The organism is Hydrogenivirga okinawensis, from assembly GCF_055385515.1.
In genome coordinates, this window is record NZ_AP042386.1 from 381,005 (window position 1) to 407,564 (window position 26,560).

A 26,560-nucleotide genomic window follows, 5' to 3' on the forward strand; every position below is an offset into this window, starting at 1 on the left:
TAAAATTTACCTATGAAGTTTCTGTTCTCAGACAGGTTCTCGAAGAAGGCTCTCAACTTTTACAACAAGTTCGTAAACCTGCTTGTGATACTGACCGTTCCTATAATAATCCTGACCTTAATAGCGGCTATATTCATAATCCTCTACGACCTCAGGCTTTTTACAGCTCATATAGTAGAGGGGCATTTAAAACTCGAGCACGAGCAGGCTTTCAAGCTTCTTATAAAGAACATTCTCAACTTCTTCGTTCTGATAGAGCTATTCAGGGTCTTCCTCGACGTCATCGAATACAAGAGGATAAGGAAAAGGCAGATGTTGGAGGCGGGTATCGTCTTCGTTGTCAGAGAGATAGTCATAGCGATGTTCGAGCACAGGTTTACTTACACCGATCTTATCGGATACGCTGTTCTTTTGATAGCCCTCGGTGTAACCTACATCCTTATGGAGAGAAGCTGGTTCGAGTTCGTCCGGTTTATGAGGTACAGACCGGATAAGGAGTTCGACACTGGAATAAAGCAAGTCTATAAGAAGATGAAGGTTAAAAAGATTGAGGAATAGCATGGAAAGGACCGCCTCCGGCGGTAATTTAAAGACCTATGAAGGAAAGGTGGAGGATCCTCGCCAACGTTTTAGAGGACGAATTCGATATAGAGGTTCAACCCTCCTACGAAGGATGGGGTGCGGGTTGGGATCCCAAGTATCTTCCTCTCCTGGAGATGTGGGCGAGGGGGGAGGTGGAGGAGGTCCCGCCGGGAGTCATGAGACCCAAGGGTGTGGTCTTCAACGTGGTGGACTTCCTCAGGAGAACGGACGACTACGCTCTCAACTCCATTCGTCATGAGATAAGCTACCTCCTGAGCACCCACTTCCCCCACTGGAGGCTCGGTCAGAGGGAGGTCTTCAGAGCGGGCTACGTTCCCACCTCCTTCTTAGTCCTCTTCTCGGTTCTTGAAACTCTAAAGGCGGACGAGAGGATCACCGAGGAGATACCCTCCGCCATATTCGGACTCAAGGGGAGGCTCAGGGAGATCCTGTTCTCTTTAAATCCTATATACCCCCACCACCAGCTCGCCCTCTCGCTCATATACCGGTGGCTCGACGAGGAGGTTCCCTACTCTCAGGAGGTCAAGCACTACACCGACAGCATGGAAAGGAGCTTTTACGAGTACATAAGGGAGAAGGATCACCAGACCGCCTACGACATACTTATGGAGGAACTCTGGACAAAGTTCAGGGTTCTGGTAGATGAAGCGAGGGAGATGAACTACGTAGACCTCCTCTTAGAAGAGGCGAGGGGAAAGAGAAGGGAGGACGCCCATCGGGGAAGGATAATGACCGACGTTTTGAAGAAGCTCCCCGAAGGTCTCAGGGAAGTTATCTACGAGCTGAAGGATAAGAGTTCGGCGGACATACCGGAGGTTGAGAGGAAGGAGATCCTCAAAGCCCTCTCCTCCCTTCCTGACTGGATGAGGGACTACATAAAGCAGATGAGCTACCTCGACATGTTGGAGAAGGACGTAGCCTTCTTGTGGAACTTCCTGCCCAAAACCTTAGAGGTGGACATAGAGCACAGGGGTTTCCTGAGCTTTCTCTTTAAGGGGTGGGAAGAGGAAGGGGGAGCCTCCAACTCTCTGAAGAAGCAGGAACTTCAGGAGGAAGAGCTCAGCGAGACGGATAGGAAGTTCAAGAAGGAACACGGACTCACCGAGGAAGAGTTCAGAAGATACAGAGCCATGATGAGGAGCGTCCTTCCCTACGTTGAACACTTCAGAAGGAAGTTCGATAACCTCCTTCCTCAAGAGGAGGAGAAGTGGGGAGGAAGCTACCTCAAGGGGAAGCGATTGAACTTCAAGAGGATACCCACCGAGGTTCCTATAAGGAGGGGGAAGATATACACGAGGAGGGAGATTCCGGAGAGGAAGGAGCTCGCCTTTGAACTTCTGATAGACGTCTCCGCCTCAATGAAGAAGGAGGAGAAGATCCTGAACGCGGTCAGATCCCTCCTCTTGGTTTCGGAGGTTCTGGACAGACTCGGTATGCCCTTCTCTATAAAGGTCTTCAACGAGAACGTCTATGAACTCAAAGGTTATGAAGAGGATTACAGATCCGCCAAGTCCAAGATAATGGAGCTACCAGCTCAGGTGGGAGGAGGAACGGATCTCGGAAAAGCGGTGAGCATAGGCTTGGAAAGTCTTGAGATCTTCGTCAAAAAGAGCCACAGGAAGGGGATACTTATACTCTTTACCGACGGAGAGCCGACGAGAGGACTGAGGGGAGAGAACTTAAAGAGCTTTATCCTTCAGATGAAGCAGAAGTTTCCTATAGTCGGCGTGGGAGTGGGGGAGGCTACGAGGATGGTGAAGGAGTACTTCGACAGGACAGGAATAAGCGTTGAGGACATCTCTAAGTTACCATCCGCCTTCTCCTTTGTGGTGGAAAACCAGCTCAAGAGGCTCCTCTCGGTGAACTGATATAATCTCTCTCGTGGAGGAGATAATCCAGAGGGGAGGAGCCCTCTTAGAGATAGGAGTAATCCTCATCGTCGGCTACCTCTTCGGGAATCTCGCCAACCTTCTAAAACTCCCTCGCGTAAGCGGATACATAGTGGCGGGAATAGTGATGAGCCCTTCCCTCTTAGGGATTATAGACAGGAACTTCCTTGAGCGTTCCGATATAGTTACCCACGCGAGCCTATCGGTCATAACCTTCCTGATAGGTTCGAGCCTCGCCCTTGAGAAACTGAAGAAGCTCGGAAAGGCTATCCTCCTGATAACCCTCGGTGAGGCGGAACTCGCCTTCCTCTTCGTCGTGGTAGCCATGCTCTCCTACACTCTTCTTACTCAGGATCTTACTCTTCCGACCGCCTTGGCTCTTGCCCTCCTCTTCGGTGCCTTAGGCTCACCCACCGATCCCGCCGCGACCCTCGCGGTGATCCACGAGTACAGAGCGAAGGGAGTTCTAACGACCTCGGTTCTGGGAGTTGCCGCCTTGGACGACGCCACGGGAATAATAAACTTTGTCCTCGGCTTCTCCCTGAGCTTAGCCCTCATGGGAGGGGATCTTAGCCTCACCGCGATCGGAGCGGAGATAGGCAAGGAGATCCTCGGAGCCCTCTTCTTAGGTTTTCTTGCGGGTTACGGCATGCACCTCTTGGGGAAGTTCGCCCTTGAGAGGAAGGAGATAGTTACCGTAACCATCGGTGTTCTATTCACCACCTTCGCATTGGCTAAGGTCTTCGGCTTTGACGAACTCCTCTCTACCATGACCGCGGGGATAACCTTGGTGAACGTTGACAGGGAGAACGACAAGTTCAAAGAGCCTCTGGAGAACTACATAGAGGACGTGATCTTTACCGCCTTCTTCGTGATAGGTTCCGCCTTCTTGGATCTGAAGGTTCTCATTCAACACTTCCCCGTGGTTGTCCTCTACATCCTCAGCAGGTTCGCGGGGAAGTTCGCGGGAGTTTACGTAGGAGGGCATCTATCCGGCGCTCCGAAACAGGTCAAGAAGTACTTAGCCTTCGCCCTCTTCCCTCAAGGAGGTATAGTGATAGGTCTTGCCCTCCTGACCTACCAGAGCCCGGAGTTCAGGGACATGGGAAGCCTTCTCGTGAACGTCGTGATAGGAGCCACCGCAATACACGAGTTTATAGGTCCTGTCTTCTCGAAGTTCGCCTTGGAGAAGGCCGGTGAGATAAAGGTGAAATGAATGCCTTTGTCCTCTCCTTCCTCATAGGCTTCTTCTCAGGACTCCTCTTCTTCCACCATCTCTTTCTGAGCGCGAGAAGAGCGATCCTTAAAAGGGAGAGGGATCTCCGCTTCCGCTTCAGGTTCCTCTTCCTCTCTCTGATAGCCTTATTCACCGTGCTAACCTTCGGGAAGGCTTCCATCCTGTTTCTGCCCGGCTTTTACCTATCCCGCTTGACTTACTCCCTCATCCTACTTAGAATTGGCTCAAGGGATGGGAGTTGAGGAGGTATTCACGAGGGAGGTCTTTGACCTCGGATACATAAAGGTAGGAAGCTATCAGATCCACCTCGTAGTGACCGACGTTCTCCTCACCACCTGGGTTGCTATGGGGATGGTTATCCTCCTCTCCCTTATACTGACGAGGAACCTGAAGGTCAAAAATCCTTCTTACAGGCAGGTACTGATAGAGAACCTTCTGATAGCTATGGCTAAGCAGATAAGGGACTTCACGAGGATGCCTGTTTCTCCCTTCTTCAGCTTCATAGCTACTATATGGATCTTCGTCGCCTTCTCCAACCTAATAGGTATGATCCCTCCCTTTCACACTCCCACGAGGGACATCTCGGCGGTAGCGGGGCTCTCGACCATAACCTTCTTCTCCATATTCTTTTACGGCGTTAAATTTCACGGCACAGCTTACTTCAAAAGGTACTTCGAGCCCTTCTTCATCCTCTTCCCTCTCAACGTCCTCGGTGAGTTCGGCAGAATACTCTCTCTGACCTTCAGGCTCTTCGGGAATATGCTCGGCTGGGATCTGATAATAGCTATCCTCGTCCTGCTCACGGGGCTCCTCGTTCCCGTTCCCATGATGCTCTTCAACGTCTTGGGGGACGTGATACAGGCTTACCTCTTCGGGATCCTGACATTGGCTTACATAGTCGCCGGCTTGGAGGTTGAAGAGATAAGGAAAAGACTCCCTCCCGTTAAGGAGGACTGGTACGAGCTTTAAAATAGTAGAAGGAGGTAGGGTATGGATCCTCTCGCACTCGTGGCAGCGGTTTCGATCTTCACCGCGGGTTTAACCATAGCGATAGGAGGAATGATGCCCTCGAGGGGAGAGGGAGAGGCTCTCACGAAGGCTATAGAGTCGGTGGCGCGCCAGCCCGAGCAGGCTAACACCATCATAAGGCTCTTCTTTATAGGTGCGGCGATAGTCGAGTCGGTCGCCATATACTCCCTCGTCATAGCCCTTATAATCCTCTTCGCCAATCCTTTCATTCATCTCTTTACAAAATGAAGTTCAACTTTCTTACTTACATCTTCGAGATAATAAACTTCTTCGTCCTTCTCTGGATACTCAAAAAGCTCCTCTACAACCCAGTCATTTCTGTCCTGAAGAAGAGGAAGGAGTTCATAGACAGCAGGATAAGGGAGGCGGAGGAGGCGGAGAAAAGGGCTGAGGAGATAAGAAGGGAGTACGAGAGGCTCTCACAGGAGCTTGAAGAAAGGAAGAAACAGAAGCTCGCGGAGATAGCCAAGGAGGTTGAGGAGGAGAAGGAAAAGCTTTACAGTCGTATGAGGGAGGAGCTCGACGCTGAGAGAAAGAAGTTTTTGGAGAGCTTGGAGGAGGAGAGGAGACAGGTTCTCAGGGAACTGAAGGAAGAGGCTATAAAGCTCTCCCTCTCTTTCTCCTCGAAGATACTCTCTCAGATGGCTGACGAACATCTCCACAGGAAACTCCTCGAAATCGCCTTAGAAACTCTGAAGGAGATAAAGGAGGAGGGGCTTAAGGAGGAAATCGTCCGTCAGAGAAGCGTTTTGATTGAGAGCGCCTATCCCCTTTCCGCCGAGGATCTGGAGAAGGTGAGGGGTTTGATAAAGGAGAACTTCGGCGTTGAGGTGGATATAAGGACCGCCGTCCGGAAGGATCTTATAGCCGGGGTGAGGCTTCACTTAGCCTCGAAGTTCATAGATTCCTCCCTGGAAGGACAGCTTCAGGTTTTGGAGGAGAGGTTGAGAAGCCTTGAGTCTTAGGAAGGAATTGGAGGGCTTCAAGAAGGCTCTAAAGGAGAGCGTCGAGGGTTTCGAGCTAAAACCTCTTATCCTTGAGCAGGGAATTGTCCTCTCCGTTGAGGAGGGTCTCGCGAGGATATCCGGTTTGCCGGGGGCAATGTTTTACGAGGTTCTCAGGTTCGCCAACGATCTGAGGGGCATAGTAATAGACATAGATGGGGAGGGACTTACCGCCATGCTCCTCGACAGGGAGCGCTTAGAAACGGGGATTCCTGTCTACAGGACGCAGGTGGTCGCCTCAGTTCCCGTGTCCGATGAGGTTTTGGGTAGGGTTATAGATCCCCTCGGAAGACCCTTAGACGGAGGAGGTCGGATCAGGGAGAAGGCAGAGTATCCGCTGGAAAGGGATGCACCTTCCCTCTTCGAGAGGGACTTCGTGAGAGAACAGCTCTACACGGGCATAAAGGTCATAGACACCATGTTCCCCATAGGTAAAGGTCAGAGGGAATTGATCCTCGGAGACCCTTCTACCGGTAAAACTTCCATCGCTGTGGATACGATAATCAACCAGAGGAACAAAGAGGTTATCTGCGTTTACGTCTCTGTCGGCCAGAGGAAGCAGTCCCTAATAGATGTCATAACAACTCTAAAGGATCACAGGGCTATGGACTACACAGTTATAGTTGCGGCGACCTCCGACGAGTTTGCGGGTCTTCAGTTCCTCGCTCCCTATGCGGGAACGGCTATTGCCGAGTACTTCTTAGATAAGGGAAAGGACGTCCTCATAGTTTACGACGACCTTACTAAGCACGCCTACGCCTATCAGTCCCTATCCCTTCTGCTCAAGAGACCCCCCGGCAGGGAAGCCTTCCCGGGAGACATCTTCTACATCCACTCGAGACTCTTAGAGAGAGCCTGTAAGCTGAAGGAGGGAGGATCTCTCACAGCTCTTCCCATAGTGGAGACCCAGGCGGGGAGGATAGCCTCCTACATACCTACCAATCTCATATCCATAACCGACGGTCAGATATATTTAGACAGCGCCCTCTTCAACGTGAACCAGAGACCGGCGGTGGACGTGGGGAAGTCTGTCTCGCGAATAGGTGGTAAGGCACAGGTTCCCGCTCTGAAGGAGGTCTCCGAGTCCCTGAGGCTTTACTACGCTCAGTTCTTGGAGGTAGAGATATTTACAAAGTTGGGGGTAAAGGTCTTTGGAGAGACGGCGCGGATAATAAGGAGGGGGAAGAGGCTAAGGGAACTCCTCAAACAGGAAAAGCACAGGCACTACCAGATGGAGGAACTGGTGGTCATCTTCTTCCTCCTGAACGAGGGCTTCTTCGACGAGACTCCAGAGAAGGAGGTGAACGAGGTGGCTGACAGAATTCTTGAGAGGATGAGAAGGGAAGATCCCGATCTGCTGGAGGCTATAAGGAAGACGAAGATCCTGACAGATGATATAAGGAGTAGGATAAGGAGCTTCGGGGAATGAAATCGACAAAGGAGATAGAGGAGAGGATAAGGAAGTTTCAGGAGATAGGAAAGATAGTTCTCTCGATGAAGTCTATCGCCTCGATGAACGTTCAGAGGTCACATCTACTGATAGACAACCTTAGAGAGTATGAGGGGGAGATAACCCTCAGCATAAAAACTATCCTTTCCCACTTCCCCGAGGTGAGGTTCTCCTTTGAAGGTGAGGAGAAGTTGATAGTCGTTTATGGCTCGGATCAGGGGCTGTGCGGTCTCTTCAACGAGAGGATAGGGGATTTCATTAAAGAGAGGTTCGAAGGGGACGACGGGGTACACCTCGTCCTCGTAGGTAAGAAGCTCGGGGACGTTATTCAAGAGAGGGTTCTCAAGGTTCTCTCCGCTCCGGTGAGCTACGAATCCATATACACCCAGGCCAGCGAGCTCATAGAGCTGATAGCTGATATGTACCTTGGTGGAAGCATAGGGGAGATCTACCTCGCCTACAACGAGTTCAGGGGGATAGGGAGTTACACTCCGAGACTTAGGAAAGTCATACCCTTCGAGGTGAAGAGGGAGGAAATCTACACCTTCCCGCCCATAACGGATATGCCTCCTGAGGAGATACTCTCAGGACTTGTTGTGGAGTACCTCTACTCCAACCTTTACAGAGCTTACTTGGAGTCCTTCCTGTCCGAGAACGGTGTCAGGCTGATGAATATGAACAACGCCTCCCGATCCATAGATAAAACGATAGGCGAACTCCAGATAGAGAGAAACTACCTCAGACAGGAGGAGATAACCTCCGAGATAGAGGAGATACTCACAGCCTACAGGGAGCTGAGCGAGGGATGAGCGGAAAGATCCTCTCTATTAAGGAGAGCGTGGTCGATGTCCTCTTCGAGGACGGGGATATACCCTCCCTGAAGGAGATACTACTGATAGAGGAGACGGGGACGAGGCTCGAAGTGGAGAAGATTAAAGAAGGTGGCGTGGTCTCCTGTCTCGTCTTGGGGAAGACGATAGGGATCTCAAAGGAGATGAGGGTGAGGAGAACGGGAAGATTTCTGACGGTAAAGGTGGGAGAGGGAGTCCTTGGAAGAACACTGAACGCCTTCGGAGAGCCTATAGACGGGCTGGGGGATATAGAGGCGGAAAAGGAGCTCGAAGTTTACAGACCCTCTCCGAGGGTTACTGAAGAGAGTGAAAAGAGAGAGATAATGGAGACTGGTATAAAGATAGTCGATCTCCTCGTTCCCTTCGTGAAGGGCGGTAAGGTTGGACTATTCGGAGGCGCGGGTGTAGGAAAGACAGTTCTTTTGACAGAGTTCATATACAAGGTGATAAAGGTTCACAGGGGAATTTCCGTCTTTGCGGGGGTGGGCGAGAGGATCAGGGAGGCTCATGAGCTCTGGCACGAGCTAAGTAGGATGGGGGTTCTGGACAGAACCGCTATAGTCTTGGGGCAGATGAACGAACCTCCCGGAATAAGGGCAAGGACCATATTTCCCGCTCTCACGATAGCGGAGTTCTTTAGGGACCAGAAAGGCATGGACGTCTTACTACTTATAGACAACATATTCAGGTACGCTCAGGCGGGCATGGAGGTCTCCACACTCTTAGGCAATCTTCCTGCGCGGGCAGGCTACCAGCCTACACTTAAGGAAGAGATAGCTATGGTGGAGGAGAGGATAACTTCCACCAAGAGGGGTTCTATTACCTCCGTTCAGGCGATTTACGTCCCCGCGGACGACATCACCGATCCAGCTCCTTCGAGCACCTTTCCTCATCTGGATAGCATAGTGATCCTTTCGAGAGAGAGGGCTTCCAAGGGCTTTTACCCTGCGATCGATCCCCTCGAGTCGAGGACCAAGGTTTTGGATCCTTCGATTGTAGGCAAGGAACACTACGATGTGGCAAACGAGGTTAGGTATCACCTTCAAAGATACAGGGATCTCGAGGACATAATAAACATGCTCGGTATAGAGGAGCTCTCGAAGGAGGACAGGCTCATAGTCCAGAGGGCGAGAAAGCTCGAGAGATTTTTGACCCAGCCCTTTTACACTACAGAAGCCTTCACGGGAAAGAGGGGAAGTCATGTTCCCCTGAGGGAAACGATAAGGGGATGCAGGGAGATAATTGAAGGCAGGTACGACGAGGTGGACGAGGCAAGGTTCTACATGATAGGGGGAATAGATGAGGCTCTTGGAGCTTGAACTCGTAACTCCGGAACTGAGGGAATCTTACAGGGTGAGCTTTCTCTCTCTCGAGGATACGCTCGGCAGCCTCAGTATATACCCGGGTCACGGGGGATTCCTGACCACTCTCCCAAGGTCTGTGGGTTACTTCCTCAACGAAAGAGGTGAGAAGAAGCACTTCGCCTACGATCACGGCTTTTTAAGAGTAGATGGAAAGAGGGTGGTTCTCCTGTCGAGAATAATCGTTTCTGGAAAGACCCTTGAGGATCTCAGAAAAGAGCTCGAGAGAAAGGCAGAGAGCATAGACGTAAAGGAAAAGGAGTTCAGGAGGAGTATAGAAAACTTGGAGAGGATGATCCTGAAGAAGATAGTGGAGGTGGAGAGGGTTTAATGGACTTTTTCAGGGAAATAAAGGAGAAAATCAGGAAGCTCGAAGAAAAGGAGGAGAGAAATATATGGCAGACCCTCGCCTACGTGGGAAGCGTGGGAGTTGTGTTCCTCCTTCCTGTTGTCCTCGGAGCCTACATCGGATGGTGGCTCGACGGGAAGTATAGAGGGGGGAGCGTATCTTGGACCATTACCTTCATACTGCTCGGGGTTATGGTCGGCGTATACAACGTCTACAGACTCTTTTACAGAAGGGAGTTGAGCAGGTAGTATAATACTCTCATGCAGTTTCTCAGGAAGCTCTGGCAGGTTGTTTCCTTTATATTTGTCTTATACGGATTTTATCTTCTCTTCCTCTTCTTCTGGGACACTCTTATAAGGGTCAACGAGAAATTGGCTCTTCCCTTAGCCGCTTTCCTCACCCTAATAGCCATGGGGATAAGTGCTATTCTCTGGATAAGAAAACACGTGAGAAGAACCTCTCCATCCGTTTCTTAAAAAGGAAAAACTCAACATCTCTAATCGGTCTGATTAGTTCAAGACTTTTTTCTATCTCCTCCCTTTTTAAATTGAACTTTCTTATCACAGCAATCGCGTCTCTTTCATCTTCCTCTGTTCCCCTTCGCATCTTTGCGATCACGTAGTCTACAGGATCGAGCACACAAACCTCCACCTCTCCCCGCTTTATAACACAATTTACCCTCTTTCGGTAGCCCTCAGGCATAGGGACAACACTCCAGCGGTCGAAATCCTCACCGTAGTCTGCCCTAATGCCGAGTTCTCCAATAATCTCGTCTATCTCTTCCCATGTTCTTTCGTCCGCCACAAGTTCAAAGTCTATGTCTTGCGTATATTCGGACTCGATACCGTATAGTTCCAAGGCACTTCTACCAACTGCTATTATCCTCGCCTTTAGACCCCTGCGGGACAGCTCTTCAGCGAGCTTTTCGTATATTTGCCTCATAGTAAAGGGCTTCCCTGTATTTTCTCAGATTTCTCTTCAAATCCTCCTTATTCACCCTTAGATCCCTCCCACAGGATTTTAAGAAATTCTCAAGCACTTCGTTCTTTATCCCGTAGATAGAGATCTCGTTCTTGAAGGTTTTATACCAAGACGCCGCTCTTATAAACTCCTGAAGGTTTTCTTTCTTTAACTCCTCAGCCTTTCGAGCGTCAAAGATAGCCTCGAGCCACAGATGTTCAACCGCAGGCATGGTTATAATTTAATCCGATGGCTATTGTACAGCCTTACAAAGGTGTATTTCCAAAGATCCACCCCTCCGTTTACCTCTCCGAGAATGTTTACGTAATAGGGGACGTTGAGATAGGTGAAGACTCCAGTGTCTGGTTCGGGAGCGTTGTAAGGGGAGATGTGAACTACATAAGGATAGGCAAGAGGACGAACATTCAGGACAACTCGGTGGTTCACGTTACTCATGACACCTATCCCACGATAATCGGGGACAACGTTACCGTCGGGCACAGGGTAATACTGCACGGGTGTACTCTCGGAAACAACATACTCGTTGGGATGGGGGCGATAGTAATGGACGGGGTGGAGATAGAGGACTACGTCCTTGTGGGAGCGGGGGCTTTGATAACTCCCAACAAAAAGATCCCTTCTGGTGTTCTCGTAGCGGGCGTTCCGGCAAAGATAATTAGGGATTTAAAGGAGGAAGAGATAAAGCTTATAGAAGAGTCGGCTGAGAACTACGTGAGGTATAAGAACGAGTATCTAAAAACTCAGGAGCATAGCTCCTAATACCATCAAAAGAGCTCCCCAGAAGCTCCTCTTTATCTCCTCTCCAAAGAAAAGCTTTCCGTATATCACGTCCAGAATTATAGCGAGCCTCTCTATTGAGGCTACGTAGGAAGTGTAGGTGAAGGTTAGGGCGGCGGTGTAAGTTACCATACCGAGGGAGAAGAAAACTCCCATGGGGATGTTTAGAGAATTTCTGTAATTCTTCAAGGAGAGGACTTCCCTAAAACCTGTGAAGGGCACGAGTCCGAGGCTCATAATGAGACAGTAATACCAGGCGAAAAAGTAAGGATTGCTGTGGATTATAGCAAACTTTCCTATCACAATGTTAAAACCGAAGAGCAGGGCGGAGCCGAGCATGTAAAGGCTTCCCCTGTTCAGGCGCAGGAAGCTGAGGACCGAACCTCCAGTTATAATGAAGGAACCGCTGAGTATTAGGAGAATTCCTAAGAAGCCCAGGGCACTTATCCTCTCCCCTAAAAACAGGAAGCCAAAGAGGGCGGAGAAGAGAGGCATGAAGGCGAAGAAAGGCATACCTACCGAGAGCGGTGCGTGTTTTATCCCCTTTATGAAGAGGACTGAGGCGACCACCTCCGAAGGAAGCCAGATAAAGGTTGTCCAGAGAACGGTAAAGTTCATGTCCCAGAAGTAAATCCCAAGTGGAAACAGGAGGAAAGTTCCTACGGGAAAGCGTATCCAAAGGACGAAGTTCTCGTTGTATCCCCTGAGTATGCTCTTTTTGTTGAATATGTCGTTGGTTGCCCAGAAGAAGGCTGAGAGGAGGGCAAGGAGTATGCCGGTCATGGGAGTAGTATAAGGTAAGGCAATAATACCTTCTGCTTGGATGACTTAAAGCAATTCCGAAAGCTTGAAGAGCGAGTAAAGGGCAAGCCCTTCAGCTTCTATGTTTTCCTTACCTCCCTCCTCCCTGTCCACTATGGTAAAGACGCCTATAACCTCAAGCCCAGCTTCCCTGCAGGCTCTGACAGCCTTTAAGGAAGAACCTGCGGTCGTTACCACGTCCTCCACAACCGCTACCCTATCACCATCTTTAACGAGCCCCTCTATCTGCCTTCCCATGCCGTGCCCCTTGGGCTCCTTCCTCACCACGAAGGGCTTTATGGGATTTCCGTCCATGTAAGAGACGAAGGAGACAGCGTAGGCTATCGGGTCAGCTCCGAGGGTTAGACCCCCAACACCATCGGGATTGAATTCCCTTACAAGCTCGTACATCAGCTTTCCCACTAAATACGCACCCTCCGGATCAAATGTTATCTGCTTTAGGTCCACGTAATACCTGCTCATCTTTCCAGATGAGAGCTTGAAAATCGGTTCGTCGGCTACCTTGAGGGAACGCTCTCTGATCATCCTCTTGAGTTTGTCCCTTTCCATGGTGCTAATATTTTAAGGTGTTAATGCTCTACCTTCTCTCCCTTATCTACGGCACAGCTGTTTCTCTCAGGAACTCTCTATACGACAGAAGAATTCTCAAGCCTAAGAAACTCCCGGTTCCCGTCGTATCTGTGGGAAACGTGTCCGCGGGGGGTTCGGGGAAGACCTCCCTTGTCAGGCTTTTAGCTCAGGAGCTTGGAAGGACCCTTCGTGTAGTAATTCTTCTGAGGGGATACAAGAGAAAAAGCAAAGGTCTCCTCGTGGTTTCAGAGTGGGGAGAACTAAAGACCGATGTCTGGTCTGCGGGAGACGAGGCTTACCTTCTCGCTAAGTTGCTACCGGGGGTCTCCGTTATCGCCTCTGAGGATAGGTACAGGGGTGGCCTCTTTGCGGTGAAAGATCTCGGAGCGGAGCTTATTGTCCTCGACGATGGCTTCCAGCACAGGAAGCTACACAGGGATTTGGACATAGTTCTGATCAGGAAGAGAGATCTTGCCGACAAACTGCTCCCGGCAGGTCTTTTGAGGGAACCCATTGAGAACTTGAGGAGAGCAGACGCTATAGTTCTCTCTTATCAGGAGGTGGAGCCTTTCGAGTTTTCCTTTGAAGGAAAGCCTGTCTTTAAGATGTTCAGGGAGTTCAGGTATCTTTTAAACAACAACTTCGAAAGGATCCCTGTTGAAGAGTTAAGGGGTAAAGAGATCATAGCCTTTGCGGGCCTCGGTAGCAATGAGCAGTTCTTTAAGGTTCTTGAGAAGTTAGGTTTTAAGCTTAAGGAAAGACACAACTTTCCGGATCACTACGACTACAAAGATTTTAGTCTGAGGAGGGGGGAACTTTACATTACAACTCCTAAGGATATGGTCAAGCTCCCACCATCGGAGAACCTCTACGCCCTCGACTTTGATTTGAAGGTGAACGGGCTGATTGATTTTGTAAGGAATTACCTTTTTACCCAGGTTATAGGTCCGTAGTGTATCTCGGAAGAGCTCTGTCCTATCGCTTCCGAAAGTGAGGGGTGGGAGTACATAGTCTTGGAGGCAAACTCCACAGTCTTATGATCTCTCATCATGTGAACTACCTGATGGATAAGCTCTCCCGCGTTCGGACCCACTATGTGGCATCCTAAGATTTCACCGCTCTCCTCGTCCGCAACCACCCTTACAAAGCCCTCGTTCTCCCCATCGTCCATAGCCTTCGGGTTCGTGACAAAGGAGGTAACGCCCACCTTAACTTCGTAACCCTCGTCCTCCGCCTGATCCTCCGTGAGACCCACACTCGCCACCTCAAAGGCGGAGTAGATGATCTTCGGGACTATCCTGTCGTCTCTCTTCCAGTCCATTCCACCGAACATGTGGTTCACCGCTATCTTCCCTTCGTACATAGCCTTGTGGGCGAGCATCAGGGGAGAGGTCACGTCGCCGCAGGCGTAGATGTTGGGGACGCTCGTCTGGGAGAACTCGTTCACCTTTATAAAGCCTTTCTCGTCCTTTTCCACGCCTATTTCTTCCAAGCCTATCCCTTCCGTGTTGGGTCTCCTGCCGACCGCGAGGAGAATGAAGTCAGCCTCTACCTCAGTTCCGTCGGAGAGCTTAGCTTTAATTCCTTCAGAAGTTTTTTCCCAGCTCTCCACCGTAGTTTTGGTTCTTATATCAACTCCCAGTTGCTTGAGTTTCCTTCCTAAGTACCTCGCCGAGTCCTCGGGTATGTCATCGACGGGAAGTATCCTCCTCTGAAGCTCGACGAGGATAACCTCAGAGCCGTACTTGTTGAATATGTAAGCGAACTCGACGCCTACCGCTCCTCCCCCCACTATAAGCAGTTTCTTGGGTATAAAGTCTATGTTCCAGATCTGGTCTGTGTCCACCACGTATCTTCCGTCGGGAATGAGATCTCCAACTCCCACCGGCCTCGAACCTGTAGCCACGAGTATGAACTTGGTCTTTATCTCCTCCTCAGCCCCTTCGACGAAGACTGTGTTGGCGTCCTTTATAACACCCTTTCCATAAATTATCGGCAGGTTTATCTGCTGAGCAAACTTCTTGAAGTTCTCCCTTATGGTAACAACGACGTCCGTTCTGCCCTCCATCAGCTTTCTGTAATCAAGATCGTAACCTTTGGGCACAATTCCCCAGCGCTCCATCTTCTCGAACTTATCCAGAAGGTAAGCCCCGTGCCTCATATACTTGGAGGGGATACATCCCTTGTTGAGGCAGTTCCCACCCACGGTCTCAGGCGTGAGTTCCACGAGAACCGTCCTCATTCCCCTCCTGTAGGCGTATATACCTGCTTCGTATCCGCCGCTCCCTGCTCCGATTATGACGAGATCGGTTTCCATCCTGCACCTCCGGAACTCTATAAGAATATAATGATAAATCAATTATCCCCTTTCTTGAAAAGCTCGAAGGAATTACCGCTAAAATTAATAGGCTATGATCCCTGCACTGTTTGAAGGTCTGTGCCCTAACTGCGGGGGAGAGATAAGTTCCGAGAGGCTATACAGCGGTCTCCCCTGCGAGGTCTGCCTGCCGGAAGAGGTCGATAGGAAGAGGCTCTGCTCCGTTATAGAGGAAGGGAACTTAAGGAAGATCTGCGACGTCGAAGAAGAGGTAAAGCAGTGGGAGAGGCTCTTCAAAGAGAAGATAGGGAGCGATCCCTGGAGCCTTCAGAGATCCTGGGCAAAGAAGGTATTCTTGGGAAGGAGCTTCGCCCTCCTCGCCCCCACGGGGGTAGGTAAGACAACCTTCGGGATAATAACCGCATCCTTTTTGGCTCGAGAGGGGAAGAGGAGCTATATAATCCTTCCCACAAAGCTTCTCCTTAACCAGGTGAGGGAGAGGTTGCTCGAGGTCGGCGTTCCAGAAGAGGACCTCCTCGTCGCGGGAGAGACAACGGAGAAGGGGAGGAAGAGGGTAAAAGAGAGATTGAGGGATGGAGACTTTAAGGTTCTCGTTACCACCTCTATGTTTCTCTACAAGAACTACGAGATAGTTCCCCGTGAGATCGACTTTATCTTCGTTGACGACGTGGACTCCTTCCTGAAGACTGCTAAGAACATAGACAAGGTCCTCTACCTCCTCGGCTTCTCGGAAGAGGATGTGGAAAGGGCTTACGAGCTCATAAAACTGAAGGAGAAGAGGAACAAGAGTAAGGAGGACTGGGAAGACATAAGAAAGCTTTCACAGGAGGTATCTTCCCTTCAGTCGAAGGCAAGGGGGGTTATAGTCGTCTCGTCGGCTACGGGAAATCCGAGATCGAGCAGGATAAAGCTCTTCAGAGAACTCTTAGGCTTCGAGGTGGGCAGACCGACGGTCTATCTCAGAAACGTAACGGACGTTTACGAGGAGGGAGATCCTTCTAAGCTCCTTTTTGAAAGGGTGAGGGAGCTCGGAAAGGGCGGTCTCGTATTCGTCTCCTCCGACCTCGGTAAGGAGGAGGTGGACAGGGTAGTCGAAACCTTGAGGAAGGGAGGCATAAGGGCAAAGTCCTACGAGGAGATAAAGGACTTCTCGGAGTTCGAGAAGGGAGAGGTGGACGTTCTCGTCGGTATCTCCTCCTACAGGAACCCCCTCGTGAGGGGCTTGGATCTTCCCCACGTGGTCAGGTACGCTCTCTTCTACGGAGTCCCGAAGATAACCGTCTCCTTAAACGTGGAGACGAGCGTATCCCACCTTCTCTGGGCGCTTCTCTCTCTCAGACCTGCGGTGGCTAAGGAGCTAAGAGAGAAGATAAGGGAGGTGGACGGTTGGATCCAGACCCTTCGCAGGTATTCCTTCGTAAGCGAGGAGTTCATAGAGAGGACGCCCGATCTTAAGAGAAGGGTAGGAGAACTCAGGGAGAGGATAGGGGAGTTCCTGACCTCTGAGAAGGTTAGGGATCTTATTGAGAGATCGGAGGAGATAACACTGAGGAAGTCAGAGCAGGGGTACACCATAGTCGTGGCGGACGTCACGGGATACCTTCAGGCTTCGGGAAGAACCTCGAGGATGTACGCGGGGGGGATAACGAAAGGACTCAGTTACATCCTCGTCGATGACAGGAGAGCCTTCAACAACCTTCTCAGAAAGGTGAGATGGTTCGACGAGGACGTTAAGTTCCACAGGGCGGATAGACTCGATCTGAAGGATCTCCTTAGGGAGATAGATGAGGACAGGAAGAGGGTAAGGGAGATAATGGAGGGCAGGGCAAGGATAAAGAGGAAGGAACATATAAGACCAGTCCTCATAGTGGTGGAATCCCCCAACAAGGCGAGGACGATAGCCAACTTCTTCGGGAAACCTGTCACAAGGAGGTTCGGGGAGTTCGAGGTTTTGGAAATAACGGCGGGAGATTTATACCTCATGATTACCTCCACCCTGGGACACATTCTCGACCTCGCTAAGGAAGGAGGTTTCCACGGTGTTTTCATAAATAACGGGGACTTCGTTCCTGTTTACGAACCTCTCGAGAGCAAGATTTCCACGATTAAGGGTCTTAGGGAGATAGCTCAGGAGGTAGACAGGGCTTACATAGCCACCGATCCCGACACGGAGGGGGAAAAGATAGGATGGGACGTCGAGGCGATCCTCAAACCCTTCGTCAGGGACATAAGCAGGATAGAGTTCCACGAGGTCACAAAGAGGGCTATAAACAGCGCTCTGGAGAATCCGAGGGATATCAGCGAGAACCTTGTTAAGGCTCAGGTGGTGAGGAGGGTTTCCGACAGGTGGATCGGCTTTGAGGTCTCAAGGATACTCCAGTCCACCTTTCAGAAGTCTTGGCTCTCCGGGGGCAGGGTTCAGATACCCGTTCTGGGATGGATAATAGAGAGGGAGAAGGAGTACAGGAAAAAGAGGCAGGTCGTTTACATAACCTTTAAGGAGAACGGAAGGTGGCTCAGGTTAGAGTTTGAGTTTCCCTCGAAGAAGGAAGCTAAGGAGTTTTACGATAGGCTCGATAGTATAGAGGTTGAAACTTTAGAGGAAAGGGAGGAGGAGATCAATCCCTTACCTCCCTTCACGACCGACACGCTCCTAAAGGAAGCTTCCGACAGGTTCAGGTTCGGTGTCAAGAAGACGATGGATCTCGCCCAGGATCTCTTTGAGAAAGGTTTTATAACGTATCACAGAACGGACTCCACGAGGGTTTCCGATGCGGGCATCTCCCTTGCAAGGGAGTTTATAGGTGAGGAGTTTTCGAGGGATCTATTTCAGGGAAGGAGGTGGGGAAGCGAGGGAGCCCACGAGTGTATAAGGCCTACAAAACCCGTTGACTCAGAAGAGTTGCGTTCAATAGCCCTCTCCGGGCAGGTTCAGGATATAGGCAGGGATCATGTCTCCCTATACGACCTTATCTTCAGACGCTTCATAGCTTCCCAGATGAAGCCCGCCAAAGTGAAGGTGAAGAGAGTTAAAGTAAAGGTTCTTGAGATACACTCAGAGCTCGAACTCAGGACTGAGGTGGTCGAGGAGGGCTTCACACTCCTTTATCCCATAGAGTTCCATCCCGATTTAGAGGGATCCGTAGATGTTGCGAAGAGGAAGGAGCTCAGAGAGGTCCCCTCCGCCTACCTCTTCACCCAGGGCAGCCTCGTTCAGGAGATGAAGAGAAGGGGCATAGGGAGACCCTCCACCTACGCCTCAACAGTAGAAAAGCTTTTAGAGAGAGGTTACGTGATAGAGAGGAACGGCTACCTGATACCCACCAAGCTTGGGAAGGAGGTTTACGAGTTCCTCCAGAGACAGGAGAAGATCATGCCCTTCCTCTCGGAGGAGTTCACGCGTAGGCTCGAGAGCCTGATGGACAGCGTGGAGGAGGGTAAGGAGGATTATAAGGATATTCTAAAGATCCTATACGAGGATATAATAGAGTTTGAGGCGAGCGTGAGGAGGTAGTAAATATGAACTATCATCCCCTTGTCATATACTTCACCGTAGGAGCTCTGATATCATCCTATCTTGCCTATCTGCTATACTTCACCGTCCTGAACAGATCAAGCTTTGTTTTTTACTATGCCCTTACGAACCACGCCATATCCTCCATATTTTCGATCTTAGCGGTTCTGACGGGTCTTACTGTGGCGGGAACCCAGTACGTTCAGCAGAAGGCTCCCTTCATATTCCTCTTCCCTCACAAGTGGCTCGGCATATCGGTAGCCGTCTACACCTTAGTTACCTTCCTCTTCCTCTGGATAAAGCAGAGGGAGCTTAGCAGAAAGATAGGGATAGCCTTCTCCGTAATAGGACTCGGTCTCTCGGTGGCAGTTCTCATATTCGGATGGCTCCTCAGATTGATTTTCTTCTGAGGGGAAATAAAATTTAGCTTATGCTCGAGAAGTACGAGATACTCAAGGACTACGACGGTCCGCAGGATCTTAAGGATCTATCCTACGAAGATCTCGAGAAGCTCGCCTCCGAGGTCAGGGATTACATAATTCAGGTAACCTCCAAGAACGGAGGACACGTCGGTCCCGGTCTCGGCGTCGTGGAACTGACCATCGCCCTCCTGAGGGTATTCGACCCCCCTAAGGATACGGTAGTCTGGGACATAGGGCATCAGGGCTACCCCTGGAAGATACTGACCGACAGGAAGGAGGAGTTTCCAACACTGAGACAGTACGGTGGGATAGCGGGCTTCCTCAGAAGGGAGGAAAGTCCCTACGATGCCTTCGGAGCGGGGCACAGCTCGACCTCCATCTCGGCAGCCCTTGGCTTCAGGATAGCGAAGGATCTGAAAGGAGACGACAGCTTTGTGGTTACGGTGATAGGCGACGGGGCGATGACCGCAGGCATGGCTTTTGAAGCCCTCAATAACGCCGGACATCTGAGACCGAACAGGTTCATTGTAATACTCAACGACAACGAGATGTCCATATCTCCCAATGTGGGAGCGATCTCCACCTACCTCAACAGGATAATTAGCGGGCACTTCGTTCAGGAATCGAGGCAGAAGATAAAAAGACTGCTCAAACACCTCGGAGAGAGGCCCCTCAGATTCATGAAGCTTACCGAGGAGTTCCTAAAGGGTCTCATCTCGCCCGGGGTGATATTCGAGGAACTCGGGTTCAACTACATAGGCGTTATAGACGGGCACAATTTACCCGCTTTGGAGAAGACCCTCGAAAACGTGAAGGAGATAGAGGGTCCCGTACTTCTCCACATCGTCACGAAGAAAGGGAAGGGTTACAGACCTGCTGAAGAGGATCCCGTAAAGTGGCACGGGGTAGCCCCCTATAAGGTAGAGTCCGGAGAGATAATAAAGAAGCCCTCGCCTCCGACTTGGACCTCCGTCTTTGGAAAGGCTATAGTGGAGCTCGCCGAGGAGGACGAAAGCATAGTGGTGATCACGCCTGCCATGAGAGAGGGCTCGGGTCTCTTGGAGTTCTCCAAGAGATTCCCCGAACGCTTCTTCGACGTTGGTATAGCGGAGCAACACGCCGCCACCTTCGCCGCAGGACTCGCCTGTGAAGGTCTTAAGCCGGTCGCCGCCTATTACTCTACCTTTCTCCAAAGAGCCTACGATCAGGTGATCCACGATATAGCCCTCCAGAACCTTCCTGTCACCTTTGCGATAGACAGAGGTGGTCTCGTAGGAGACGACGGACCTACCCATCACGGAGTTTTCGATCTTTCCTACCTAAGATGCGTTCCCAACATGATTGTTTCCGCTCCAAAGGACGAGCAGGAGCTCAGGAACCTCCTTTACACTGCCATAAGGAGTGGAAGACCCTTCGCCCTCAGATACCCGCGGGGTGCCGCCTACGGAGTTCCAACGGAGGGCTTCGAGGAGATCAAGATAGGTAGCTGGGAGGAACTCTTAGAGGGTGAGGAGGTGGTCGTTCTCGCCGTTGGATACCCTGTATATCAGGCACTCAAGGCTGCGGAAAGGCTCTACAAGGACGGGATAAGAATAGGTGTGGTGAACGCGAGGTTCGTGAAGCCTATGGACGAGGATATGCTTCTTAGAATTTCCTCCAAATACGAGGTTATAGTTACCGTTGAGGACAACGTGGTTACGGGTGGCTTCGGCTCCGGTGTGTTGGAATTCCTCTCAAGGAAGGGAGTAACGAAGAGTGTGGTGAATCTCGGTGTCCCCGACAGGTTCGTAGAGCACGGAAACCAGAACTTACTAAGGAACATGGTGGGTATAGACGCTGAAGGTATAGAGAAGACGGTACGGGAAATCCTTACGAGAAAGACTCTCGGTTATTAGAATATATTGATATATTTAAATGTTATAAAGGTATAAAGGGGAAGGGGTTGTATTTTTTAAACAGCTGAAAGATAATTAAATAGGGGCGGTTCTATGGAGCAGATAGAGGAATTCTCTTTCAAAATAAGTCAGTTCATGTCCAACCTTAAACCAATTCAAAACGAAGATGTAGAGAGATTGAAGAGGTGGCTCGGCAGGAACGAGAAGAGGTTTATGTGTATCCTCGAACACCACTTTGCCTTCGATCAACACTACCATTTGATAGAAGAATGTGAAAAAGACAGGTGTATGGTAAATTGGGTCAAGGTATACAGATATATAAATATTCTCGGTATACAGCTAAACCTTACCGTTTACCCCGTCATACTATGGAATATACCCCTCGGAGGCGCCCATAGAGTGAACTACAACGCTCAATTCAGATATAAGAAGGGGTGGATATCCAAGAAGGAAACTATAGACATAAACGGTGAGAATCTTGAGGATTACGTATTGAAGAAGGTTCCGAAGGATGGGCTCTTCGTAGCCCATAAGCTTCAAACAGAAATAATTAAACTCGCAGATTACATAATTAGCACAGTCTTCTCCAAGATGATGAAGTGCGAGGGGATAAGCGAGATTATCGTTTGACACACTCCTTAGCCACGAACTCTATAACCTTCTGTAAGTTCTCTGTCCTGAGAACCTGACTGAAGGGTGACACATCCAAGATCCATCCACCTCCCTTCTCGCGGAAAATAAGGTAGAACTTTTGGACGAAGCCCTCCTCGGAGAGAAGAACTTCCAGGAGGATACCCTTATCGCCCTCGTAAGCATCAAAGAGCTTAAGATAAACCTCCTCAGCGAGCCTGACCTCAAGGTTTCTCAACTTCTCCAAATCTGGCTTATCCTTTATCTTTACAGGAAACAACTCCTTCACCTCCTTTATCTCCGGTATCCTTAGCGGTTTAGGATCCCTTACCTTTTTGAGAGTCAGCTCGTATAACTCCTTTCCCATCGAGAGCCACTTCCTCTCATACTTGGTCAAGGGCTCGTCCACCTTCAAGCTCCTCAGCCCCGAGCTGAAGGACTGAAGATACTCCGCCTCCTCCAATGTGTACTCAACGAAGGGATAGTGGTCGGTTCTTATAACGATCTCCCCTCCTTCCTTAAGCTTCTTTGCAAACACGTATAGGTTCTCCCTTCGTGTGAGCCTTCTCTTCACGTGCCTCTTTTTGAACCAGGGATCAGGATAGTTCATGTAGACCCGCTCGACGGAACCGTCTCTGAAGAGTAGGTAAAAGCCCCAGTAGGCGTCTATCCTGGTGCAGTAAACGTTCTTCAGATTCTCTCTCTTGACTCTCCTGACCAGCTTCTCAACCGATATTCCGGAGATCTCTATTCCGAAGATCGTTCTGTCCGGGTTTTCCTTCGCCAGTCTAACTATGAAGTCTCCCCTCCCAAAACCTACCTCAACGAGAAGATCATCGAAGGGAAGGGGCTTCTCAGCGGTTTTGTAATTTACGAGGCAGGACATAATATTTAAGGTATCATGAACCTCCTGTGGCTCCAAGGTCTCGCCTGCAGCGGAAACACCCAGTCCTTTCTATGCGCGGAGGATCCTCCGGTGGAGGAAATACTCAAGGGCTTCAACGTCCTTTTTCATCCTGTCCTCAGCCGGGAGGCGGGCAGGGAGGAGGTGGTGAGGAGGGTTTTAGAGGGTGAAAAACTCGACGTCTTTATCTTCGAAGGTGCCGTAGGACCGGATATGTCGGGAACGGTTAGAGAGCTCGCTTCGAGAGCCGAGTTTGTGGTGGCTGTAGGTAACTGTGCCGTTTTCGGGAACATCCCAGCCCTTTATGATTCGAAAATAACCGGTCTTCAATACAGATTTAAGAATAGGGGAGGCCTCCTCGGGGAGAGCTTCAGGAGCAGATCTGGCTATCCTGTAATAAATCTATCGGGGTGTCCTACCCATCCTTCCTGGATAGCTTACGTTCTCCTGTCCATAAAGAACGGCAGGGATATGCCTCTCGACGATTTCGGCAGACCTAAGGAGCTCTACTCTTACCTGACCCATCATGGATGTATAAGAAACGAATACTTCGAGTGGAAGGTGGAAGCCGAAGAGTTCGGTAGGAAGGAAGGTTGCCTCTTTTACTACTTGGGATGCAGGGGACCCATGACCCACTCCTCCTGCAACAGGATACTCTGGAACTGGGTAAGTTCCAAAACGAGAGCCGGGGTTCCCTGTTTTGGGTGTACCGAGTACGACTTTCCGAGGGAAAACCTCTTCGAGACCAAGCACGCCATGGGTGTGCCGGAGGAACTCCCCATAGGTGTTTCGAATAGAGGTTACATACTCCTATCCGGTATAGCCAAGACCTTCGCTCCCGAGAGATTGAAGGGAAAATTGATCGATGAGGATAACGAGAAAGGTTCTGAACAGGGTTGAAGGTGAGGTGGAGCTCAGACTCCACTGGAAGGATGGAGTTATAGCGGATGCCTACGTTGTAGCTCCTCATTACAGAGGGTTCGAGCGGGTACTTGAGGGAAAGCCAGTAATGGACGCACTTGTAATAGCTCCCAGGGTCTGCGGGATATGCGGTCACGCCCATCTGATGGCAGCCGTGAGAGCTATAGAGGACATTTATAGACGATCTGGAATTGAGATTAAGTTGAGCGACAAAGCGGAGAAGCTCAGAACTCTAACCCTGTTTTCAGAGATCGTCCAGAACCATATAAAGTGGTTCTATCTTTACCTTATGCCGGACTTCCTCGTAGTCGAACCTTCGCTGAAGGAGCTCTACGAGCCGTTGAGGGGTAAAAGATGGCGGGAAGCCCTCTCGATGAGCAACCTTGCGGTAAAGATAATAGCCCTCTTCGGAGGTCAGTGGCCCCACACCTCCTACGCCATACCTGGAGGGGTTACCTCCGATCCCACAGGGTACGAGATAAACACCTCTTTAAGCTTGGTGGATAGGTTGATCGAGTTCTTCGAGAAGGAGGTCTTCTCTTTTCCGGGAAGGACTGATCCTAAGGCTTACATCAAGAACGTCGGAGGGGATATCGGAAGGTTCGTAGAACTATCTTTATCCCTGGGCTTGGACAGGGAGGGAAGGAGTTACGGCAGGTTCGTCGCCGGCGGAAGGGTAGAACCCTGTTTCACGGGGGGAACTTACTCGAGGAGGATATGCAGATTCAATCCGTCAAAGGTTAGGGAGCTGGAAGACTTCTCCTTTTTTTCCGGAAAGGGCTATACATGGGCTAAAGCGGTCAGGTATAACGGACTTCCCTACGAAACTGGTCCCTTAGGAAGACAGCTGGTATCGGGAAATGGGGTAATAAGGGAGCTATACAGGAGCTACAAAGATTCGGCTATGGTCAGGGTTATAGCGAGGATGGAGGAAGCTTACCGCCTGCTACTCGGTATGAAAGAGATCCTGAAGGAGATAGATCTCGGAGAGCCATCCTGGATAAAACCTTCCGAGGAAATCTCTGATCTGAGTGGGGAAGGTATTGGTATAGTGGAGGCGGCGAGGGGAACCTTGATACACAGGATCGAGGTGGAGAGAGGAAGGATAAGAAAGTACGACATAATAACCCCGACCGTATGGAACCTCGGACCCCGGGATCACAAAAACCTCGGAGTTGCCGAGAAGGCTATAGTTGGATTGGACTCGGAACTTAAGGCTCATGTAGTTCTCAGAAGCTTTGACGTCTGCTCCGTCTGCACAAGCCATTAGGTTCTTGCCATCTTTTTCCTCTTCGCTCTTACGAACTCCCTCACACCATTCAGATCCCTCGTGTTCAGTATAAACTCCGGTGTAGCCCATCCCCTCCTCGCTATACCTACACCTATCTTTATGTATGACAGATGTGCTGCCGAGTGAGCGTCGGTCACTATAGCCATCATTACCCCCTCCTCCACACACCTCCTTATGTTGTCCGGAGATAGGTCTATCCTGAAGGTGTTTATCTCGAGAGCGGTTCCGGTCTCCTTCGCCTGCTCTATAACCTTATCCATATCCAGAGGGTAGCCCTCCCTCTGACCGTAAGCCCTTCCAGTTGGATGTCCGATCAGGTTAACGTAGGGATTCTCCATCGCTTTGAGTATCCGGTAGGTGTTGTCCTGATTGAACCTCGAGTGAATCGAGGCGACGACGAAGTCAAACCCCTCTAAGAGGTCATCGGGAAGGTCGAGGGATCCGTTGGGGAGTATGTCCACCTCGCACCCCTTCAGTATGTAAAGTCCCTTCGGGTTGTATATCTCGTTGAGCTTCTCTATTATCCTCCACTGCTCCCTGTACCTCTCCGGTGTGAGTCCGTTGGCTACCCTTGCGCTCTGGGAGTGATCTCCGATGACTATGTACTGATATCCGAGCCTGTAGGCACTCTCGACCACCTCCTCTATAGGACTGATACCGTCGCTCCAGTTGGTGTGCATGTGGAAGTCTCCCTTTATATCTTTAAGCTCCACGAGCTTAGGCAACCTATTCTCCAAGGCGAGCTCTATCTCACCCCAGTTCTCCCTTAGCTCGGGAGGAATCCACTGCATACCCACTAGACTATAGACTTCTTCTTCCGTCTCTCCTCCGAGCCTCTCGTCCGTGTCAGCTCTGAACACGCCGTACTCGTTCACTTTAAGACCTTTCTCCTTCGCTATGTCCCTCACCCTTATGTTGTGTTCCTTCGACCCCGTAAAATACTGAAGGGCAGCACCCCAGCTTATGGGCTCCACTGTTCTCAAGTCTACCTGCCTACCGTTCTTAAGAACTATGCTCGACTTGGTCTCACCCTTAGCGAGCACCTTTTCCACGTCAGGATACTTAACAAAGTGATCGTGGATCTTTCTCCAATTATTTCTCTCTGCCGCAACAAGTATGTCTATATCCCCGATAGTCTCCTTCATCCTCCTTACACTACCCGCCACCGATATCTCCCTTATGCTCTTCTCCCTCTTCAGATACTCGATGACGTCCTCCGCCATGGGGTATGCCTCTATCAGGGAGATCCTCTCCTGAGCGCTCTTCCAAAGCTCTATGCCTTTGAGGATGTTCTCCACCTTCTTAGGCCCGAAGCCAGGGAGTTTAGCAAGGGACCCGTCCCTGAGAACCTTTATGAAGTCCTCCTTCGTCCTAACACCGAGCTTGTCGTAAGCGACCCTGAGAGTCCTCGGACCCACTCCCGGAACGTCCATCAGTTCAAGGAGATCTTCGGGAACCCTCTTCCTGAGATCCTCGTACTTCTTTACCGTTCCCGTTCTCAGAAACTCCTCTATCTTGAGCATGGTTGAAGAGCCTATTCCGGGCAGTCTCGCGAGCTTGCCGGTTCGGTAGAGTTCCTCTATATCCTCAGGAAGTTCGGATATGAGGTTAGCTGCCCTCCTGTAAGATCCTATCCTGTAGGGGTTGTCCCCGAGAAACTCAAGGATATCAGCAATCTTCTCGAAGATCCGTGCCAGTTCCTTGTTCTTTTTGTGCATCTAC

Annotated in this window: 27 protein-coding genes; 20 read left to right on the top strand and 7 right to left on the bottom strand. The window is 50.4% G+C overall.

Going from position 1 to position 26,560, the window contains the following annotated elements:
• Positions 1–12 precede the first annotated feature (12 nt).
• The 12 genes from ACZ483_RS02245 to ACZ483_RS02300 are packed head-to-tail and all read left to right on the top strand — an operon-like array spanning position 13 to position 10,021.
• Positions 13–558 (top strand): phosphate-starvation-inducible PsiE family protein, encoded by a 546-nt coding sequence (locus ACZ483_RS02245; RefSeq protein ID WP_464324547.1) that lies wholly within the window; start codon positions 13–15, stop codon positions 556–558.
• A 38-nt stretch (positions 559–596) separates the two neighbouring features.
• On the top strand, positions 597–2,471 hold the full coding sequence (locus ACZ483_RS02250) for a vWA domain-containing protein (RefSeq protein ID WP_464324548.1): 1,875 nt from the start codon (positions 597–599) through the stop codon (positions 2,469–2,471).
• 13 nt (positions 2,472–2,484) lie between these two features.
• Complete coding sequence (locus ACZ483_RS02255) at positions 2,485–3,708, top strand: cation:proton antiporter (RefSeq protein WP_464324549.1); 1,224 nt, start codon at positions 2,485–2,487, stop codon at positions 3,706–3,708.
• Positions 3,705–3,971 (top strand): hypothetical protein, encoded by a 267-nt coding sequence (locus tag ACZ483_RS02260; protein WP_464324550.1) that lies wholly within the window; start codon positions 3,705–3,707, stop codon positions 3,969–3,971. Before ACZ483_RS02255 ends, ACZ483_RS02260 begins: the two co-directional genes overlap by 4 nt.
• On the top strand, positions 3,961–4,698 hold the full coding sequence (locus ACZ483_RS02265) for a F0F1 ATP synthase subunit A (protein WP_464324551.1): 738 nt from the start codon (positions 3,961–3,963) through the stop codon (positions 4,696–4,698). Before ACZ483_RS02260 ends, ACZ483_RS02265 begins: the two co-directional genes overlap by 11 nt.
• A gap of 21 nt (positions 4,699–4,719) precedes the next feature.
• Complete coding sequence (atpE, locus tag ACZ483_RS02270; RefSeq protein ID WP_464324552.1) at positions 4,720–4,986, top strand: ATP synthase F0 subunit C; 267 nt, start codon at positions 4,720–4,722, stop codon at positions 4,984–4,986.
• Positions 4,983–5,723, top strand: coding sequence for a F0F1 ATP synthase subunit delta (locus ACZ483_RS02275; protein ID WP_464324553.1), 741 nt, complete (start codon positions 4,983–4,985; stop codon positions 5,721–5,723). Before atpE ends, ACZ483_RS02275 begins: the two co-directional genes overlap by 4 nt.
• The gene (locus ACZ483_RS02280; RefSeq protein WP_464324554.1) at positions 5,713–7,191 is read left to right on the top strand and encodes a F0F1 ATP synthase subunit alpha; all 1,479 of its coding nucleotides are present in this window, start codon (positions 5,713–5,715) and stop codon (positions 7,189–7,191) included. Before ACZ483_RS02275 ends, ACZ483_RS02280 begins: the two co-directional genes overlap by 11 nt.
• A complete protein-coding gene (locus ACZ483_RS02285; protein ID WP_464324555.1) occupies positions 7,188–8,021 on the top strand; it encodes a F0F1 ATP synthase subunit gamma in 834 nt (277 codons plus the stop codon). Before ACZ483_RS02280 ends, ACZ483_RS02285 begins: the two co-directional genes overlap by 4 nt.
• Positions 8,018–9,382 (top strand): F0F1 ATP synthase subunit beta, encoded by a 1,365-nt coding sequence (gene atpD, locus ACZ483_RS02290; protein WP_464324556.1) that lies wholly within the window; start codon positions 8,018–8,020, stop codon positions 9,380–9,382. The genes ACZ483_RS02285 and atpD overlap by 4 nt, the downstream gene beginning before the upstream one ends.
• Positions 9,363–9,755 carry a F0F1 ATP synthase subunit delta/epsilon gene (locus tag ACZ483_RS02295; protein ID WP_464324557.1) on the top strand — a complete coding sequence of 131 codons (393 nt, stop codon included), beginning with the start codon at positions 9,363–9,365 and terminating at the stop codon, positions 9,753–9,755. The genes atpD and ACZ483_RS02295 overlap by 20 nt, the downstream gene beginning before the upstream one ends.
• On the top strand, positions 9,755–10,021 hold the full coding sequence (locus ACZ483_RS02300; protein ID WP_464324558.1) for an AtpZ/AtpI family protein: 267 nt from the start codon (positions 9,755–9,757) through the stop codon (positions 10,019–10,021). The genes ACZ483_RS02295 and ACZ483_RS02300 overlap by 1 nt, the downstream gene beginning before the upstream one ends.
• A gap of 175 nt (positions 10,022–10,196) precedes the next feature.
• On the opposite strand, the gene ACZ483_RS02305 is transcribed toward ACZ483_RS02300, so the two are convergent.
• On the bottom strand, positions 10,197–10,715 hold the full coding sequence (locus ACZ483_RS02305; protein WP_464324559.1) for a DUF6036 family nucleotidyltransferase: 519 nt from the start codon (positions 10,713–10,715) through the stop codon (positions 10,197–10,199).
• Complete coding sequence (locus ACZ483_RS02310) at positions 10,687–10,965, bottom strand: hypothetical protein (protein WP_464324560.1); 279 nt, start codon at positions 10,963–10,965, stop codon at positions 10,687–10,689. The genes ACZ483_RS02305 and ACZ483_RS02310 overlap by 29 nt, the downstream gene beginning before the upstream one ends.
• Positions 10,966–10,982: 17 nt before the next feature.
• Between ACZ483_RS02310 and ACZ483_RS02315 the strand changes: the two genes are divergently transcribed.
• Complete coding sequence (locus ACZ483_RS02315) at positions 10,983–11,513, top strand: gamma carbonic anhydrase family protein (RefSeq protein ID WP_464324561.1); 531 nt, start codon at positions 10,983–10,985, stop codon at positions 11,511–11,513.
• On the opposite strand, the gene ACZ483_RS02320 is transcribed toward ACZ483_RS02315, so the two are convergent.
• A complete protein-coding gene (locus tag ACZ483_RS02320; protein WP_464324562.1) occupies positions 11,487–12,314 on the bottom strand; it encodes a DMT family transporter in 828 nt (275 codons plus the stop codon). The two genes, ACZ483_RS02315 and ACZ483_RS02320, sit on opposite strands and share 27 nt — an antisense overlap.
• 45 nt (positions 12,315–12,359) lie before the next feature.
• Positions 12,360–12,902, bottom strand: coding sequence for an orotate phosphoribosyltransferase (gene pyrE, locus ACZ483_RS02325; RefSeq protein WP_464324563.1), 543 nt, complete (start codon positions 12,900–12,902; stop codon positions 12,360–12,362).
• Between the two features lie 23 nt (positions 12,903–12,925).
• Here pyrE and lpxK point away from each other — a divergent pair, with 23 nt between their 5' ends.
• The gene (gene lpxK / locus ACZ483_RS02330) at positions 12,926–13,876 is read left to right on the top strand and encodes a tetraacyldisaccharide 4'-kinase (protein WP_464324564.1); all 951 of its coding nucleotides are present in this window, start codon (positions 12,926–12,928) and stop codon (positions 13,874–13,876) included.
• On the opposite strand, the gene lpdA is transcribed toward lpxK, so the two are convergent.
• The gene (lpdA, locus tag ACZ483_RS02335) at positions 13,846–15,240 is read right to left on the bottom strand and encodes a dihydrolipoyl dehydrogenase (protein WP_464324565.1); all 1,395 of its coding nucleotides are present in this window, start codon (positions 15,238–15,240) and stop codon (positions 13,846–13,848) included. The genes lpxK and lpdA overlap by 31 nt on opposite strands.
• Before the next feature lie 94 nt (positions 15,241–15,334).
• On the opposite strand from lpdA, the gene rgy reads away from it, so the two are divergent.
• The 4 genes from rgy to ACZ483_RS02355 all read left to right on the top strand — a co-directional run bounded on the left by rgy (position 15,335) and on the right by ACZ483_RS02355 (position 21,722).
• Positions 15,335–18,775, top strand: a complete 3,441-nt coding sequence (rgy, locus tag ACZ483_RS02340; RefSeq protein ID WP_464324566.1) for a reverse gyrase — start codon at positions 15,335–15,337, stop codon at positions 18,773–18,775.
• Between the two features lie 5 nt (positions 18,776–18,780).
• Positions 18,781–19,185: a DUF2231 domain-containing protein gene (locus tag ACZ483_RS02345; protein ID WP_464324567.1), complete on the top strand. Its 405-nt coding sequence runs from the start codon at positions 18,781–18,783 to the stop codon at positions 19,183–19,185.
• Positions 19,186–19,205: 20 nt separating this feature from the next.
• Positions 19,206–21,092, top strand: coding sequence for a 1-deoxy-D-xylulose-5-phosphate synthase (gene dxs / locus ACZ483_RS02350; protein WP_464324568.1), 1,887 nt, complete (start codon positions 19,206–19,208; stop codon positions 21,090–21,092).
• Between the two features lie 93 nt (positions 21,093–21,185).
• Positions 21,186–21,722, top strand: coding sequence for a hypothetical protein (locus tag ACZ483_RS02355; RefSeq protein ID WP_464324569.1), 537 nt, complete (start codon positions 21,186–21,188; stop codon positions 21,720–21,722).
• Here the strand turns inward: ACZ483_RS02355 and trmB are convergent.
• On the bottom strand, positions 21,712–22,608 hold the full coding sequence (gene trmB, locus ACZ483_RS02360) for a tRNA (guanosine(46)-N7)-methyltransferase TrmB (protein ID WP_464324570.1): 897 nt from the start codon (positions 22,606–22,608) through the stop codon (positions 21,712–21,714). The two genes, ACZ483_RS02355 and trmB, sit on opposite strands and share 11 nt — an antisense overlap.
• A gap of 15 nt (positions 22,609–22,623) precedes the next feature.
• Between trmB and ACZ483_RS02365 the strand changes: the two genes are divergently transcribed.
• Both ACZ483_RS02365 and ACZ483_RS02370 read left to right on the top strand, forming a co-directional pair.
• Entirely contained in the window at positions 22,624–23,526 is a 903-nt protein-coding gene (locus ACZ483_RS02365; RefSeq protein WP_464324571.1) for an NADH-quinone oxidoreductase subunit B family protein, read from the top strand.
• Entirely contained in the window at positions 23,492–24,817 is a 1,326-nt protein-coding gene (locus ACZ483_RS02370) for a nickel-dependent hydrogenase large subunit (protein WP_464324572.1), read from the top strand. The genes ACZ483_RS02365 and ACZ483_RS02370 overlap by 35 nt, the downstream gene beginning before the upstream one ends.
• Here ACZ483_RS02370 and polX read toward each other — a convergent pair.
• Complete coding sequence (gene polX, locus ACZ483_RS02375) at positions 24,814–26,556, bottom strand: DNA polymerase/3'-5' exonuclease PolX (RefSeq protein WP_464324573.1); 1,743 nt, start codon at positions 26,554–26,556, stop codon at positions 24,814–24,816. The two genes, ACZ483_RS02370 and polX, sit on opposite strands and share 4 nt — an antisense overlap.
• Positions 26,557–26,560 lie beyond the last annotated feature (4 nt).

What these genes read in the sequence shown, in the direction of transcription:
- ACZ483_RS02245 (WP_464324547.1), top strand. Translation starts at nt 13, where the DNA reads ATGAAGTTTCTGTTCTCAGACAGGTTCTCGAAGAAGGCTCTCAACTTT.
- ACZ483_RS02250 (WP_464324548.1), top strand. Translation starts at nt 597, where the DNA reads ATGAAGGAAAGGTGGAGGATCCTCGCCAACGTTTTAGAGGACGAATTC.
- ACZ483_RS02260 (WP_464324550.1), top strand. Translation starts at nt 3,705, where the DNA reads ATGAATGCCTTTGTCCTCTCCTTCCTCATAGGCTTCTTCTCAGGACTC.
- ACZ483_RS02265 (WP_464324551.1), top strand. Translation starts at nt 3,961, where the DNA reads ATGGGAGTTGAGGAGGTATTCACGAGGGAGGTCTTTGACCTCGGATAC.
- atpE (WP_464324552.1), top strand. Translation starts at nt 4,720, where the DNA reads ATGGATCCTCTCGCACTCGTGGCAGCGGTTTCGATCTTCACCGCGGGT.
- ACZ483_RS02275 (WP_464324553.1), top strand. Translation starts at nt 4,983, where the DNA reads ATGAAGTTCAACTTTCTTACTTACATCTTCGAGATAATAAACTTCTTC.
- ACZ483_RS02285 (WP_464324555.1), top strand. Translation starts at nt 7,188, where the DNA reads ATGAAATCGACAAAGGAGATAGAGGAGAGGATAAGGAAGTTTCAGGAG.
- atpD (WP_464324556.1), top strand. Translation starts at nt 8,018, where the DNA reads ATGAGCGGAAAGATCCTCTCTATTAAGGAGAGCGTGGTCGATGTCCTC.
- ACZ483_RS02295 (WP_464324557.1), top strand. Translation starts at nt 9,363, where the DNA reads ATGAGGCTCTTGGAGCTTGAACTCGTAACTCCGGAACTGAGGGAATCT.
- ACZ483_RS02300 (WP_464324558.1), top strand. Translation starts at nt 9,755, where the DNA reads ATGGACTTTTTCAGGGAAATAAAGGAGAAAATCAGGAAGCTCGAAGAA.
- ACZ483_RS02305 (WP_464324559.1), bottom strand. Translation starts at nt 10,715, where the DNA reads ATGAGGCAAATATACGAAAAGCTCGCTGAAGAGCTGTCCCGCAGGGGT.
- ACZ483_RS02310 (WP_464324560.1), bottom strand. Translation starts at nt 10,965, where the DNA reads ATGCCTGCGGTTGAACATCTGTGGCTCGAGGCTATCTTTGACGCTCGA.
- ACZ483_RS02315 (WP_464324561.1), top strand. Translation starts at nt 10,983, where the DNA reads ATGGCTATTGTACAGCCTTACAAAGGTGTATTTCCAAAGATCCACCCC.
- ACZ483_RS02320 (WP_464324562.1), bottom strand. Translation starts at nt 12,314, where the DNA reads ATGACCGGCATACTCCTTGCCCTCCTCTCAGCCTTCTTCTGGGCAACC.
- pyrE (WP_464324563.1), bottom strand. Translation starts at nt 12,902, where the DNA reads ATGGAAAGGGACAAACTCAAGAGGATGATCAGAGAGCGTTCCCTCAAG.
- lpxK (WP_464324564.1), top strand. Translation starts at nt 12,926, where the DNA reads ATGCTCTACCTTCTCTCCCTTATCTACGGCACAGCTGTTTCTCTCAGG.
- lpdA (WP_464324565.1), bottom strand. Translation starts at nt 15,240, where the DNA reads ATGGAAACCGATCTCGTCATAATCGGAGCAGGGAGCGGCGGATACGAA.
- rgy (WP_464324566.1), top strand. Translation starts at nt 15,335, where the DNA reads ATGATCCCTGCACTGTTTGAAGGTCTGTGCCCTAACTGCGGGGGAGAG.
- ACZ483_RS02345 (WP_464324567.1), top strand. Translation starts at nt 18,781, where the DNA reads ATGAACTATCATCCCCTTGTCATATACTTCACCGTAGGAGCTCTGATA.
- dxs (WP_464324568.1), top strand. Translation starts at nt 19,206, where the DNA reads ATGCTCGAGAAGTACGAGATACTCAAGGACTACGACGGTCCGCAGGAT.
- ACZ483_RS02355 (WP_464324569.1), top strand. Translation starts at nt 21,186, where the DNA reads ATGGAGCAGATAGAGGAATTCTCTTTCAAAATAAGTCAGTTCATGTCC.
- trmB (WP_464324570.1), bottom strand. Translation starts at nt 22,608, where the DNA reads ATGTCCTGCCTCGTAAATTACAAAACCGCTGAGAAGCCCCTTCCCTTC.
- ACZ483_RS02365 (WP_464324571.1), top strand. Translation starts at nt 22,624, where the DNA reads ATGAACCTCCTGTGGCTCCAAGGTCTCGCCTGCAGCGGAAACACCCAG.
- ACZ483_RS02370 (WP_464324572.1), top strand. Translation starts at nt 23,492, where the DNA reads ATGAGGATAACGAGAAAGGTTCTGAACAGGGTTGAAGGTGAGGTGGAG.
- polX (WP_464324573.1), bottom strand. Translation starts at nt 26,556, where the DNA reads ATGCACAAAAAGAACAAGGAACTGGCACGGATCTTCGAGAAGATTGCT.